The sequence below is a fragment of the Mucilaginibacter gracilis genome (genome assembly GCF_003633615.1).
GTDB lineage: Bacteria > Bacteroidota > Bacteroidia > Sphingobacteriales > Sphingobacteriaceae > Mucilaginibacter > Mucilaginibacter gracilis.
This window is the reverse complement of the sequence record NZ_RBKU01000001.1, coordinates 2,646,949-2,662,031: the sequence shown is the minus strand read 5'-3', so window position 1 is coordinate 2,662,031 and position 15,083 is coordinate 2,646,949. Positions and strand designations below refer to the sequence as shown.

Here is a 15,083-nt window from a genome sequence, read left to right as displayed (position 1 = left end):
TCCACTGCCGACTTCTGACTATCGACTAAAGACTTCCAACTGTCTCTACTCAATACTAATGCTTCATCAAAATAACGTGTCCCATTTTATCGCGCTTGGTTTCTAAGTACTTAACATTATGCGGATTGGGTTTAATTTCCATCGGCACGTTTTCTACCACCTCTAAACCATAACCTACCAACCCGGCACGTTTTTTAGGGTTATTTGTCATCAAACGCATTTTGGTAACGTTAAGGCTCCTTAATATCTGGGCGCCAATTCCGTAATCGCGCTGGTCCATTTTAAAACCAAGTTCAATGTTGGCTTCAACGGTATCAAAACCGTTTTCTTGCAGGTTATAGGCCTTTAGCTTATTAATAAGCCCAATACCGCGGCCCTCCTGGTTCATGTAAACTATAATACCTTTGCCTTCTCTATCAATCATTTCCATGGCTTTGTGCAATTGCGGGCCGCAATCGCAACGGCATGAGCCAAAAATATCACCTGTAACGCACGAGCTATGTACCCGTACCAAAACCGGTTCGTCCTTATCCCACGTTCCTTTTACCAAAGCCAGGTGGTTTTCGCCGGTATCAAGTTGCGTGTAGGCAACCATATCAAAAACACCCCATTCGGTTGGCAACTTTACCGATACTTCTTTGCGGATAAGGGTTTCGTGTTCTAAACGGTACGAGATCAAATCTTTAACCGAAACAATTTTCATGTTAAACTCCTTAGCCATCTCTAACAAATCGGGCAGGCGGGCCATTTCGCCGTCATCCTTCATTATTTCGCAAATTAAACCTGCCGGCTCAAATCCCGCCATAGCGGCCAAATCAACAGCGGCCTCGGTATGGCCCGATCGGCGTAAAACGCCGCCGTCTTTTGCAATCAGCGGGAAAATGTGCCCGGGCCTTCCCAAATCCTCAGGTTTAGTTGCAGGGTCTATCAGTGCCAGGGTAGTTTTAGAGCGGTCGGTGGCCGATATTCCGGTTGTGCAACCTGCAATCAAATCAACCGAAACCGTAAAATTGGTTTCGTGCGATGTTGTATTATGGCTCACCATTTGGCCCAGTTCTAATTGCCTGGCACGGGCTGCCGTAATTGGCGCACAAATAAGGCCCCGGCCATATTTAGCCATAAAATTTATGGCTTCGGGCGTGGCATGGCGTGCGGCAGTTAAAAAATCGCCTTCGTTTTCGCGGTCATCATCATCAACAACAATAATAATTTTACCGTCTTTTATATCTTCAATTGCTTCTGTTATGGTATTTAACATGGGGTGTAAGTGTAAATAAATTGGTGTACAGCATTAATTACCTAACACAATACGTAAACTATGGCAACAAAGTTAATGAGTAAAGCAAATTAACGGGTCGGCCTATTGTAAAATCAATTTATGTGGTTGTTATTGGGATTCCTTTTTCTTGAACAGGCTGGCAAAAAAGCGTCTATATATTTCTAAATCAAACAATACCGAATCGTTAGCGGCCTTGTACGACAGAAATAAGCCGATAGGCGTTAGTATCAATATCGAAATCCAGGTGCCTATAAATGGCGACAAACTACCATCCTTGGCAGATTTTTCGCCTATGGTTGAGATGATATAGTAAATGAGGAAAAATATAACCGATATAACCACCGGCAAGCCCAGCCCCCCTTTACGAATGATAGCCCCCAATGGTGCCCCAATTAAAAACAGCACCAAACAAGCCGCCGAAAGGGTAAACTTTCTTTGATACTCTACCAGGTACCTGCGCAAAGTACTTAGCTTGTCCAGATAGGTAGCTGTACGCGGGTTGTTATAATCTTTTATAGCTTTAGCCTCCGTCATGGCATTATTTAACGCCGCTAATTGCTTAGCATAGCTGCCGCCCACTGTAGCTAATAACCTTGGGCGCGTAAAAACAGGTATTGGCTTTGTATATTTATGAGGCATACTCATATACTTAATATACGGAATAATAGAAGGCAGATTCTGTGCTTGATCGCGCACTACACTTTTAGAAACCGAATCGTGCTGGTGAACAAGCTGGCTTGAGCTTAACATCAAAAAGCTGCTCCTAAAATCATTTTCGGGCGTTCGCTTAATTGTAAAGCCATCTAAACTAAGTTTGGTTTCGGTTTCCTTAAAACGCATCCGGGTTAACACCTGCCTTGGGTTGTACCCTGTGTTACCGCTGGTTTCCTCATACCGTATACCGTTTTTTAGCTTAAGCACCAATTTTGTGTTATCCGCCGACCTAAACATACGGCCTTCCTGCGCAAAAATAACATTGTTGCTACCATTGCCATTAACAGGCTTTTCAAAAATCATGATACCATGCAGCAATTGCCCATCAGGGTCTTTACGCTGTACGCGGATTGTATAGCCGGGGAAGCTATTGTTAAAAACACCTTCCTTAACCAGCGAAGCCGATTTTTGCTTGCGGGCATCATACAAAAGCGAGTAAAATTTAAGGTTTGCAACGGGCAGCATATAATCCGAAAAAACGAATGCCGATATGCTGAGGACTATCACTACAATAATCATGGGGTACAAAGCGCGGCCGAGCGAAATTCCAGCCGATTTAATGGCCACCAGTTCATAGTTTTCGCCCAGCGTGCCGTAAGTCATGATAGAAGAAAGCAGCACCGAAAGCGGCAGTGCCATAGCCACGTTTGTGGCCGAGGCATACATCATGAGGTCGAGTATGGTATACCATTCAAAGCCCTTGCCAATTAAATCGTCGATGTATTTCCATAGAAACAGCATCAGCAACACAAACATTACGATGAAAAAGGTTACAATAAACGGCCTTATAAAAGCTTTCAAAATTAATAAATGTACTTTTTTCACAAAGCAAAAATAAGTAATTATTTACTGTTAAGCCCCCAATACACTTATCAAATATTGTATCTGGTTATCCCATATCAGCTTACGGTCGCCAATAGCCTCTTCGGTAGCAAAATCGGTAACGCCGAGAGCAACATCGTTGGTTAACTCGTCTTGCAGAATCTCCATTTCAAAAAAGCACTGAGGTTCATCATCAAGCCACCTAAATTTTACCGATTTATTTTCTTTAAAACTCATCAGTTTGGCCTTTTGCTCCTCATCGTCCCAGGTAAAAGTATAAACCTGTTCGCGTACATTTACATCGTCGGCAAACCACTGGGCCAGGCCGTTAGGTTCAATCAAAAAAGTATATAATATTCGTGGTGATGACTTTATTTCGTACTCGATACTAAATTTTTTCTTTTCCGACATGTGAGTTTACAATAGTATTATTTATAGTGAAGTATGTAAATGTTAACATTTTTTCTAAAGAAAACGAATTTTTCATATATTAACAAACCTTTTTTAAGGGTCTACCCGGCGGGGTTAGCTCAGATAGTTGGAGCGTAGGATTCATAATTTGGAAAATTTTGAATTGCCATGGTCTAAAATGAACGGAAATGATTTCTTTGAGAAATTTCCGAATCCTCAAAACACCATCAAACCACAGGTTTAGCCAGCCGAATGGTTAACAAAATGCGACCGTTTTAAACGAGGCGTGGAAACAAATTTATTCACTTAAAATGTTTCCACATGGCAACCGCAAAAATTATTAATGGAGCCGTAAAGCCAAGAACGGCAAATTTCTCATCGGTATTAAAGTATCAAAAACCGGCATCCCGGCTTATCTGTTTATAGGCAACGGCCTCGCTTGCCGTGAATTGTGGGATGCCTTAAAACAGCAAGTAAAGAAATCGCATCCGCACCACATATGCGGCTCACTAATTTATTGATAAAAAAGCTTGCAGAAATTAACGAGAAAATACTCGAATTTAAAACGGACAAAAAACATTATTCTGCGGAAGATGTCGTAAACGCCATCAAGCCAAAGCCAGCACCATCGCCAAAGCCGGTTGCTAAACTGCACTGCTCAAAGATGCAGCAGATAATTATCTCCGGGAACAAAAAGGCTTAGGCAATTACGATGTTTGGAAGTCCGATCAAAGCAAATTGAAACGCTTTTATGAGTTTGCCGCAGATCAGGTGGCGTTCCCGGAAATAACAGTTGAATATTTGCGCCGTTATACACTGTTCCTGCGCACGGGCCGCAACCTCGACAAGAAGGGGGAACATATTCTCTCTCTTTCTTACGTAAAATTTGAACCGGGGTTCAAAATATCTTCGCTCCTGCCACCTCAATATAGCAAAGTGCTGTTTTTTTATAAAGCACTTTATGGGAGGCGGAATTTTAAGGCCGCCCGTTATTTGTTGCTCAACCGCTTTCTGATATTGTGAAATGCCTTTATAAGTTCTATATCTATCTATACTTTGTAATTTAGTTTACCACGCTGCAATTTTCGGTAATTGTTGAGCTACGGCTTGAAACGTATGATGTGTTTTTAAGTGTTTGGTACCCCGTTGTAAAATTTTGTACCTTCCTTTGCATAATTACCCCGGTGATATTATCAACAACATAAGTACCGGTTGATTGTGTGTTTAAACCCAGGTTGGTAATTGTTTTACTAAATGCAATAGTGGTTACCGTTTCCGCACGGCTTTGTATCCAAAATTCGGTTACCGTTTCGCCGTTAGCGGTAAGCGCAGGGTCCGACCATTTTTCACCTATCTTCAAGTTTTTTAGTGACCTGATATCGGCTATTAACGGAAACTTCTTTCCAACAGACAAATCTTCCTGCTCTAATCCCGTAAAACCAAAAACGGTATCTATTGCCGCTTTGGGGTAATCGGTTTTAACAGAAGCAATTGCACCACCGCTATCAATTTGGAACACATAAGGCTTGCCAACAGTTGAGGCAATGGCAGTGGCTAATACACTTTTTGAATTGACAACGCTGTCCGAATCAAAATAAAACTGGTCGTTGCCCGAAGCTATCGAATTGGTTATTTTATTTGTTACAACCGTTACATCAAAAAGCCCGCCTGTACCAGCTTCTATCTTATAGGTTTTTGAAACGGTAGCTGCCGAACTGATGTTTATTTTAACCTGCCCGTTTTGCAAATGGCTTTCCGATTTAATTACGGTTACCTTTAAATAGGTTTTCCCGGCATTTAAGGGTATTTTCAGTATTTTTTGCTGCGCATTGGTTTTAAAACAAGTTAAAAGCATCAGTACAATTAAAATTGCCTGGTATTGATTTATCATTAATTTTTTCATTCTGAGGATGATTTGAGACTTTTTAATTAATCAATTATTTCTGTGATTTGCCACCACCACTGCTTGGCTTATTCCGCACCAACGAGCCGGTATCAGGCGTACAGGCACAATCTCTTCTCACATAAATATACCTCACAACCACGCGTTTAGTTAACCGGTGCTTAACCACTTTAGGTTTTAACACGGCGTGCCCGCTTATTTTTTGTTTAGGTAGCAAATGTTTCTTTAACCGGTGTTTTACAACCGGAGGCTTTGGCAATATCCTTCTTTTTGTAATTACCCTGGCTGGTAGGCCTCTCACTATCATTTGCGGGCAACAGCAGCAGCAGCAACATGGGTTTGTTGGAGTTTTTGGCGTTACCTCAGCTTTTTTATCTTCGGTCATTTCCCTTGATGATTGTTCCGATTCCACCAATTTATGGGGTACGCTTAACGGCTCAACAGGCGGTATAGGTGGTAAAATGGTTAACACCTGCGGATCCATCTTTATAAAAGCGCTTGCAGCTATCTGCGGAGTTTTTAACGGTATCGGAGAAATTGGCGGGGGTACCTTCCAATCAGAATTATTGTTACGCCCAATTTGTGCAGCGGCGGGTTTTATACCGGCCAACAAAAAAGCGAGTGATAAAAAAAAGATGATATTTCTCATATATATTTCTAATTAATTGGAACCTATTGTATGCAAATACATTATAATCACTTCGCGGTTGACCTTTTTACCGATAGCGGATAACCGATGGTGAATACCATACTCGGTTTATCGCCAGAATATTTGGTTAAATTATCTACTCCCACACAAATAGAAAGAGGGTTTTTAAACGGTCTTATACCGGCTGATACGCCCATGTTAGTGCCATACCATTCGGCATTTAAGTTTACGTGGCGAATAATTTCGTACGAAACATTGCAAAAAACAGCCGTTCCGTATTTTCCTTTCCCGGCATCAACATCGTTTGGGCTCTTGTATAAAAAACGCCCCGTGCCAAAGCCTATGCTATAACTCAATGCCGATAGGCCCGGTGTTTTTGATCGTGCCCATTGTACCGCATGGCCAAAGGCAAAATAAAAAGTATTGCCCTCCGAATCTGTTTGGTTAGGGTTTGATAACAGTTGGTATGTACCTATTGAGATACTGCTTCCGCGGGGTAATTGGCGGCTGATATTTAAGTTGGCCGAGAAATCACTAAAACGGTGTACATCGGTTACGTTTACCCCAATTGCCACGTTTACTATTTTTGCGGGGTCTCCAAAAGACAGGCCTCCAAACAATATTAAATCGGCTTTATTATCGGTATACAATTCCGGGTATGTGCCGCCTATGCCACCGTAAATATAAGTACCACTGCCACCAAAACCGGTTGGCGACATCAGGCTGCTCGGTGCATCGTCCGGGTAAAGCACTATCTCTGAACCCGATGCATGCTTTGCTGTACTTTGGCTATTCAACAGCGAATCAAACTTAAGTGCCATTGAATGTTCAAAGGTGTCTTGAGCAAAAACAACACTTGAGCAAAAACAGGTAAGGCCTAAAATGAAGATGGCCCTACACTTTAGTAACCTCAATTTGATTGTATTTGAAAATTTCTTTCCGGGAAACGAATTGAAATAGCCCGAACCCAGCCACTCATCATGCTGGCCTACATCGGTTAATATTTGTTTTTTAATCATAACGTTTATGGATAGGTTGATGTTATTGGCCAAAGCTACCTGTAACACAAAAGCGCCGCTATAACATCTTTGGGGTATATTATTATATAAAATAATAAAAGCGCACAAAAAAAGCCGGGGTTACCGGCTATAAATCAAACAATTAAACTAAAATTTTTAAATATCTGGGGGTATTAATCAATCATATTCAGGCTGTTCAAATCTAAATACAGGTGTCGGTTTGTTTAAGCTTATGTGGCTGCCCTTTTGTTTAACTCGTTAATTAATTGTACCCGGCTGTTAATTTGCAACTTGCGGTAAATATTTTTTATATGCTGCCTCACCGTGTCGGGCGAAATAAATAGCTGGTATGCAATTTGTTTATAAGTATCGCCCCTAATTAGCAGTTGGGCCACCTCAACCTCGCGGTTAGTTAAACTTTCGCTGGTTTCATTATTATTTACATGCGGCTTACTTGCAAAAAAAGCTATCACTTTTTTTGCAACTATGGGGCTCATGGGCACACCACCGGCGGTAGCTTCAAGTATTGATGTTTTTATTTTACCTAAAGGCATACTTTTTAATAAATAACCCGTTGCGCCAGCCTGTAAAGCCTTAAATATGAGCTCCTTGTCCTCATAAACGGTAAGCATCAGTATATTAATTTCCGGAAATTTTTGTTTGATAATGAATGCACCTTCAAGCCCGCTTATACCAGGCAATTCAATATCAAGCAGCAAAACATCGGGTGCTGGCAAACCGCTTTCCAAAAAATCCTTTACGGTGCCAAAGCCGGTATCAATAAGTAATTCGTTCTGCATTTGCAAAAACTGCACAATGCTGTCTCTTATTTGTACATCATCCTCAATTATTGAAACGCTCACCACCATTAAACAAAGGTTATAAAAAACAAAAGCCAATAAAATAACATGTTTGGGGTATTATGCTACCACCGCCGGGTTTTAATGGTAACTAAAAAATATTGTTCGGTATTGGTTATGTTTAAGCTGGCTTTAATCCTGTTTGCCCTCATTTGCATGTTTTTTAGGCCTTGCCCTCCGTATGCCGATCTTGGTTTAGCATCAATAGTGTTTTTAATACTTATAACCATGCCCGATGATTGGTTATTGAGGCTTACCCAAACGCACGGCTTATAATTGTGCCGAACAATATTATTAATGGCCTCCTTAAAAATAAGATAAATATTTTGCCTGATAATTTGCGGTAAGGTGCCTGTTTTTTCAAGGCCCACCATCTCAAACTTAACTTCGCCAACGCCCTCAAGCATGTTGTGCATGTGTTCCTGCATCCGCGATATCAGGTCTTCCTTATTGTCGTTACGGGCATCAACAGACCATATAATGTCGGATATGGAAGCGATAGCGTTTTTACTGTCATTTGATATATGTTGTATAATGCCCTCATCGGGCTTTTGTTTAACATACATCAGCTCGCTGCTTAATGATATGCGGGTTAATGTACTACCTATTTCGTCGTGCAAATCGCTGGCGATGCTGGTGCGCAACTCCATTTCTCTTTTTATTTTTTTCACCCGCGACAACCATATCTGGTAAACTATTAGCAGTGCTATTATTACAAACATGCCCTTAAATATCCAGGTTTGGTAAAAACTTGGTCTTACTATAATAGTTTTGATGAGCCAATACTTTGGGTCGGTGTTTGACGCAAACCTTGCTTGCAAAGTATAATCGCCGGGCGGCAATGAGTATAAACTAATTTCATCTGATAATTTGCTTTTGCGCCATTCGTCGGATATTTCCTTTATCCTAAACAACATGTCTTTTTGCTTAAATGAGCCTGCAAACTTAAGCGAAACCAGATTTTGATTGGGCATAACAGTAATTTGATCTTCACTGCCGGCAAACAAGTTAATTTGAGGCAGCAATCCCCCATTCGAACCTTTTTTTACATAAGATAATATTACCCTGTCGCTTTTACTGCCCCTGAGTGATTTGTAATAGTCAACGTCTAAAAACACAAGCCCTTGCAAGCCCCCCATAATTACTTGCCTGCTTGCTGCATCATAAAATATAGCCGAATGATTAAACTCCTGGGTGTATAAATCGGCAAATTGGTCATCATCCGGGTAGGGCAAGGCCTGCATATTTAACCCCATATCAAAAACACTTACCCCGCCATTAGTACCCGCAAAAAGCAAATTATCCACTTTAAGAAGCGAATACACAAAATCGCCGGCTAAACCGTTATTAAATTTAATTTCCTGTAGTTTTTTCCCTTCGGTGTTTATTTTAATAATTCCCTTACCCGATGTTGCCAGCAATATGCCATCCTTTACCGGCAGCATGGCATAAATAGGGAGATCATTTTGCACATCTATTAATATTTTTTTGAATCTGGTACCCTCCAGCCTAAACAAGCCCCCTTCGCCTGCTACCCACCAATGGTTGTTAATATATGCAATATCCCTAATAACACCTGTACGCACATCGCTAACCCAGGGCGTATACTGCCATTGGCCATCGGCATTTTTGTTTACTTTGAACAATGAACTACGCATGCCCGCTATAAAACCATTGTTGTATTTGTACAATTTAGTAACGTTAAGGTTTCCTTTGCCCGAATAAGGCAACATGTTAACCAATTGATTTTGGGTATCCATTGTTGCAAAGCCTGGGCCGCCCTCAATCCCAATCATTAAATTATGGTTATCAAAGGGCAGTATGGTATAGGCAATAAAACTGTTTTGTTGGGAGCCCTGTTTATTAAAAACATATAGCAACGGATAGGTGCCTATATAAAATTGACCGTTGCTACTGTAAATGCCCCTGATGCTTTTGCCAAGGAAAAATTTAACGACCGAATTTCTGAGCGCGGTATCGGCAGACAACGCGTTTCCGGGGGATAGCAAATATAAATGGCCGTCGGTATTTGCAATATAGCCACCTGTTAAATTATCATCCCACACCTGTTTTAACTCCGAATACGGGCAAATATCTGTATAAACTTTAAACACCCCGGGTGCAGGGGCTAGTTGCAAGCCGCCAGGTTTGCCTTTGTATACTACAACAATGCTATCCCTTACCGGGAAGGCGCGTACAAAAGTATTACCGTCTTTCTCTTCATCTTGGTAATCATATATTTTATTAAGGGTATTTTTATCATAAATTACAAAGCCTTTGGCATATAAAGCAACAAGGTATTTCGAGGTATAAAATCCACCGTTTATATAAGAGCTTTTCTTATCATAACGGGGCCTGTCTTCATAGCGTCCATTAACCAAAACAGAATCGCCCTTACCAAGCCTGAGCATTTTATTTTCAACAATGGCCACGTTTGTGCGATAAAATATATAAAACCTCCCCTTTTTGTCAAATAAATATTTCTCGGCGCCAATTTTTTTGTTCCATCCCTTATAGGTCTTTAAGTCGTATACGCGTTTCAACAAATGTTCTTTGTCCAAATAAAAACCATCGCCTTGTGCCGAAAACAAAATCATTTGGTGTGTAAATGGATTTATTGCGTAACTGGAAAAATTGGTGAGGCGGCAGCTATAAAGTTTGAGTTTAACCCTATCATAACAATAAACCAGGCTCTTATCACTTTTATAACTAAAAAAAATATTGTTTTGATAGCTAAAAAGGGAGAACATTAATGTGCCCTGGGGCAGGTTCGCATCCGGAAGGTTAAAGGGTTCTACATCGGTGCCATCAAAACGCCAAATGCCCTGGTTTGTTGTAAAATAGATAAAGCCCTGGTCGTCTCGCGTAACGTTTTTTATGAATGCGTGGCTAAAGGGCTTTGGCATATCAATTTTTTGAACAGTAAAATTGAATTGCGCGTAAACGGATAACTTTATACCAATCAACAATATCAGTATGCAAAATAATTTAGGCAAGTATGCTTTCATAAACTACAGTTTGATATTGATAAGGCGATATACCTGGCAAGCAAACTAAAACATATTGTTATGTATATTTATTTAGAAAAAATCAAATTTAACCACTTAACCAAATATAACATTTTCAACGGATATTCCCCAATAAATACTTTTTTTGCACCGTGAAGCAAACCATCGTTTAAAAAACGCCCGTTTGCCAGTCGTGTTCTACTTTAGATTTTTTGACGTCAATATAGCTTCCGGCTTGGCATTCTGGACAATAAACGCCCGGTATTCAAAACATCTCACTTCATCCTCAAGATAAGAAATCCGGTAGTGAAGAACAAAAATCAAAAAGATTATAATATAACGGTGGTGTTTCTTACCTTTGCGCTCCGGCACCGAAACGGTGCCACCATTAACCAAAAAAATTGCAAGAAGAAAGCCAATTACGGCATTAATCGTAAAAAGCTAATTTCCAGCAAGAAAAACAACCCGGCGGGGTAGCTCAGATGGTTAGAGCGTAGGATTCATAACCCTAAGGTCGGCAGTTCGATCCTGCTCCCCGCTACTTGAAAACCAGCCTGTTACGAGAAATCGTAGCAGGCTTTTTCATTTCTGTTAACATATTGTTAACAAAATCTATAGCTGCTCTTGCTATTTCAAAGATACAAACTTCAAGCAACACTATTTAGTAAAAGATTGATTACTTGCAAGTTGAGGATAACGAGAAATCGCGAAATAAGAATTTTGAATAGACCTCATGAAGTTCAGTTTTCAGTTCAATACTGCTCATTTAATATTCATACACCTTCGGTTTCATGATTGCCGTAGTGAAGTTTACTAACGCGTCTCGCAATTCGAGGCGAAATATGCAAATACGGAAATAACTACTTTAGGAAAAAACTGAACTTTTATCGAACGTATAAGACGTAAGCTCGATCGTCAAGCTGCCATCCATGAATTAAAAAAACGCAATTAAAATTACATCGGAGATGGTTTGTCAGCGACATGCAGCGCCAAATGAACTTCACTAAATTGCAATACCGATTTATCATTAATATATTTGATAACTTAGTATTTTCAATTCAAACCGATGTCACTTATATTTATTCATCTTTCTGATATTCATTTCGGCCAGGAGAAAGGTGGCGATTTGTATATTCATGATGACGTCAAAGAGCAGATTTTATCCGATGCCCGAGATTACGTTATGGGGTTAGATAATAGTAAAGCCGACGGTGTAATAATATCTGGTGACATTGCCTATGCTGGCAAACCAAAAGAGTATGAAGCAGCAGGGAAATGGCTGGATAGGCTTACTGCGGCTGTGGGATGTGAGGTTACGGCTGTTCAGGTAGTCCCAGGCAATCATGATGTCGACAGGGGAAAAATTACCGCGATTACCCAAACGACAATTGACGACATAATAAAAAACGGCGACGATGCATTAGATAAATATATGCAAAGCGATGACGACCGCGAATTTTTATATAAGCAATTTGAGGGCTATAGGGCATTCGCGGAAGGATATGATTGCCCTCTTGACAATGATGGAAGAATAAAAAAACACAGAGAGGTAGAAATTGCTCCGGGCAGGCGAATAAAGTTTTTAGGTGTGAACACAGCGCTCATCTGTTCAAAAAGTGAAGCGGAAGAGGGCGGGCTAATACTAGGGAAAAGGCAAAGGGTTATCGCAATAGAACCAGGGTTAGAAACCGTCGTGATCGCACACCATCCCCTGCATTGGCTTCAAGATTCTGAAGATGCTAAACGATATATAAAAAGCAGGGCTCGGGTATTTATTTCCGGCCATGAACATACGCCTTCTCATAAATGTGAAAAGGTGAATAATGAAGCAGACCTGTTAATGTTGGCATCGGGGGCAGCGGTTCCCCCCGGATCTACCCCTGGTTATACCTATTGTTATAATGTCCTTGAGTTTAGCTGGCAGGAACATAACGATTCCCTTGTCCTGAAAATACATGGCCGTATCTGGGACGATGAAAATAAAATATTTACAGCAGATAATATCCATTTTAATAACGGCTCTGAAACTTACGTTTTGAATTGCCCTAACTTTAAAAAGTTACCCGTCAAAATCACTGATAAGGCCTCAGAGCCCGATACTATCGAAGAAAATAAAGTTTTTGAAACCTCAACGATGGAATTTTCCATGGTCGACAAAGAAGGAGGTGTTTTGGAAGAAAAAGAATATCAGTTGGTCCTGTTAAAATATTTTAGGGATTTGTCGAGAGCGCAACGCTTATCAGTCTTAATCGATTTCGGTGCGATCCCCCAAAATTGGACAGACCGGCTTACGCATAGTGTTGAACGAACTGTATTCGACAAACTGGTTCAAGATGGCAAACTTCAACAGATTCACGAAAAAATTAACCAAATCTTACAACAACAATAATATGGCAGACATCCCAAAATACATTCGAATTTTTGAAGCTAATCCGACTGACGACTTTGTGACTAAAAGAATTACTGCAATAAATGCAATAGAGGCAACAATAAAAAAGAAAATAACATCCAAAGAGATTTTTGAATTTGCGAATGGGCTTTTAACAGCATTGGAAAACTCCGGTTCACCAAATGAAACCGTGAGTGGCGTTGCCGTCCCACCGTTGAAAAAAAGCAGTACGTCGTTTGTAGCAGATGATGAATCATTGCAATTACTCACCTGTACTTTATTGGCAACTCTCCAACATATCGAAAAAGTTAAAGCTTATTCGCAAAAGCCGTCACCTGAATACATTTTGGCAATTGCGCTTTGGAGCGGGTTGTCATTTCAACAGCCTATTGCAGATAAGGAAAAATTAGAATTGCTTAGAAAAGAATTATTAGCGACCGCAAGTAAAATTGCAACCGATATTTCAAAGACATCTCGGGATAGAAAAGAAACAAAAACAAGACCCGAGTTGGTTGCTCCTTCCGATAACAGCTGGGCTGGATACATTGGTAGCACAGAAGCATCATACGGCAAATTGATAGATGCCTTACGTATAAACTCCCAACTGGACCGTGAAGAAATTGATATTCTTTGGTGGGTGTTGGGAAATTGGAGCGCAATTTGTCAAACGCAAATAACTAAACTAAATGATACCCAATCCGCTTTAATCGGCAGCATAGAAATCGGCAGTTTATTAAAAAGGTTTCCTGCATTGGCGCACACACATCTCGCTTGCCGAACTATTGCAAACAATGCTGAGTTTACCGGTTCTGAAATTCTTGAACAATTAGCAGAATATTTAACGAATATTCAACGTGAACTAAACGCTGGGGAAGCAGCCAAGTATCCAAAAATGCTTCCTGTAACCAGTTTTATAACCAGTGCTATTGAGGTTTCCGGAATTGCGACCAAACGGAGAATTAACGAATGGTCCTCCAGGCTTTTGGTAGAAGTTTCATTAGTTAACATCAATAAGTTTGCTGAATAATGGATCAGGAGCTTGATAATATATGCCGAAAGCCGGAATGCACGTATTCGCAAACTGGTCAGTGCGTTTTAAACAACGATGCACTAACCTGTCCGGACAGGTTGGCTTCTATAGCAGATCTGGTTGCGTCAACTGTTCGTGTACGAGGTGAAATTGTTTTATCAGCTCCCGTGGAAATGGAGCGGTTATCGTCAAGCCTTTCATTGACAGTTAATGATACAAAAAAGATAACCCGTGGTCGCTATTGCAAAATAATTGGTATTCTGGGTGTACCGGGCACCGGAAAAACAGCAAGTTTAGTTAGTTTGTATTTGTTGCTTGCCCATGATAAATTGAAAGGGTTTCGGTTTTTGGATTCAAAATCAGTTATGGCATTTGAAGAAATCAGTAAGGGTGCCAGAAGATGGAATATTGGCAAACTTCCTGAACACCTGACTGCACATACTGAATTACAAGATGAGCGAATTGCCGGATATTTGCATCTGAGACTTCAGCAGATTGAGGATAATGGAATAATGGATTTGTTGTTAACTGATCTGCCTGGTGAGTGGACAACGACCCTAATCGAAACTAACCGGACTGACAGGCTGGGGTTTTTAAAGGCGGCGGACAGAATTTGGATTACTGTTAATGCGGAGGAAATTGAAAAAATAAACACCCGACAATATATTATTCACAGGTTAAGCTTGCTCATAAATAGAATCAGCACCTTTTTGGAGGGTAAGGTACCGGATATCACCATAGTAGTTACCCACTGCGACAAAGTTGCTAATGTAGCAGAGTATCTAACTCCTTTACAAGCACTAGCAAGCGGATTTGATATAAAGATTGCGCCAATTGCGTCGTTTTCAGGCAATGATAATGTCCCTCCGGGGTCCGGAATCGATGAGTTAATTGCCGATCTGCCTAAGATGAGAAACTCGTCAATTTCGGAATTTTGGCCAAATGCGGACATTTCAGAGGAAACCCGCCATATATTACAATTTCAAAATAATAGATAAG

General features: G+C 40.6%; 12 protein-coding genes and 1 tRNA gene. 5 read left to right on the top strand and 8 right to left on the bottom strand.

Annotation, left to right across the window (positions count from 1 at the left end; genetic code table 11):
• Positions 1 to 55: 55 nt before the first annotated feature.
• From BDD43_RS11455 to BDD43_RS11445, 3 genes are all read right to left on the bottom strand, one after another.
• Positions 56 to 1,258: a bifunctional 3,4-dihydroxy-2-butanone-4-phosphate synthase/GTP cyclohydrolase II gene (locus BDD43_RS11455; protein ID WP_121197797.1), complete on the bottom strand. Its 1,203-nt coding sequence runs from the start codon at positions 1,256 to 1,258 to the stop codon at positions 56 to 58.
• Positions 1,259 to 1,387: 129 nt separating this feature from the next.
• Entirely contained in the window at positions 1,388 to 2,818 is a 1,431-nt protein-coding gene (locus tag BDD43_RS11450) for an LptF/LptG family permease (protein ID WP_121197796.1), read from the bottom strand.
• A gap of 27 nt (positions 2,819 to 2,845) precedes the next feature.
• Complete coding sequence (locus BDD43_RS11445; RefSeq protein ID WP_121197795.1) at positions 2,846 to 3,226, bottom strand: START-like domain-containing protein; 381 nt, start codon at positions 3,224 to 3,226, stop codon at positions 2,846 to 2,848.
• A gap of 654 nt (positions 3,227 to 3,880) precedes the next feature.
• Between BDD43_RS11445 and BDD43_RS11435 the strand changes: the two genes are divergently transcribed.
• Positions 3,881 to 4,249, top strand: coding sequence for a phage integrase SAM-like domain-containing protein (locus BDD43_RS11435; protein WP_121197793.1), 369 nt, complete (start codon positions 3,881 to 3,883; stop codon positions 4,247 to 4,249).
• 40 nt (positions 4,250 to 4,289) lie between these two features.
• Here BDD43_RS11435 and BDD43_RS11430 read toward each other — a convergent pair whose 3' ends face one another.
• The 5 genes from BDD43_RS11430 to BDD43_RS11410 form a co-directional block, all read right to left on the bottom strand.
• Positions 4,290 to 5,129, bottom strand: coding sequence for a hypothetical protein (locus BDD43_RS11430; protein ID WP_121197792.1), 840 nt, complete (start codon positions 5,127 to 5,129; stop codon positions 4,290 to 4,292).
• A 34-nt stretch (positions 5,130 to 5,163) separates the two neighbouring features.
• Positions 5,164 to 5,778, bottom strand: a complete 615-nt coding sequence (locus BDD43_RS11425) for a hypothetical protein (RefSeq protein WP_121197791.1) — start codon at positions 5,776 to 5,778, stop codon at positions 5,164 to 5,166.
• A 47-nt stretch (positions 5,779 to 5,825) separates the two neighbouring features.
• A complete protein-coding gene (locus tag BDD43_RS11420) occupies positions 5,826 to 6,797 on the bottom strand; it encodes a hypothetical protein (RefSeq protein WP_147425621.1) in 972 nt (323 codons plus the stop codon).
• Positions 6,798 to 7,027: 230 nt separating this feature from the next.
• A complete protein-coding gene (locus tag BDD43_RS11415) occupies positions 7,028 to 7,666 on the bottom strand; it encodes a response regulator transcription factor (RefSeq protein WP_121197789.1) in 639 nt (212 codons plus the stop codon).
• A gap of 56 nt (positions 7,667 to 7,722) precedes the next feature.
• A complete protein-coding gene (locus BDD43_RS11410; protein WP_121197788.1) occupies positions 7,723 to 10,665 on the bottom strand; it encodes a sensor histidine kinase in 2,943 nt (980 codons plus the stop codon).
• Between the two features lie 467 nt (positions 10,666 to 11,132).
• On the opposite strand from BDD43_RS11410, the gene BDD43_RS11405 reads away from it, so the two are divergent.
• The 4 genes from BDD43_RS11405 (at position 11,133) to BDD43_RS11390 (ending at position 15,082) form a co-directional block, all read left to right on the top strand.
• A tRNA-Met gene (locus tag BDD43_RS11405) sits at positions 11,133 to 11,206 on the top strand.
• 525 nt (positions 11,207 to 11,731) lie between these two features.
• Positions 11,732 to 13,054 carry a metallophosphoesterase gene (locus BDD43_RS11400; protein ID WP_121197787.1) on the top strand — a complete coding sequence of 441 codons (1,323 nt, stop codon included), beginning with the start codon at positions 11,732 to 11,734 and terminating at the stop codon, positions 13,052 to 13,054.
• Position 13,055: 1 nt separating this feature from the next.
• Positions 13,056 to 14,081, top strand: a complete 1,026-nt coding sequence (locus tag BDD43_RS11395; protein WP_121197786.1) for a GTPase-associated system all-helical protein GASH — start codon at positions 13,056 to 13,058, stop codon at positions 14,079 to 14,081.
• Positions 14,081 to 15,082, top strand: a complete 1,002-nt coding sequence (locus BDD43_RS11390) for a TRAFAC clade GTPase domain-containing protein (RefSeq protein ID WP_121197785.1) — start codon at positions 14,081 to 14,083, stop codon at positions 15,080 to 15,082. The genes BDD43_RS11395 and BDD43_RS11390 overlap by 1 nt, the downstream gene beginning before the upstream one ends.
• Position 15,083: the final 1 nt, after the last annotated feature.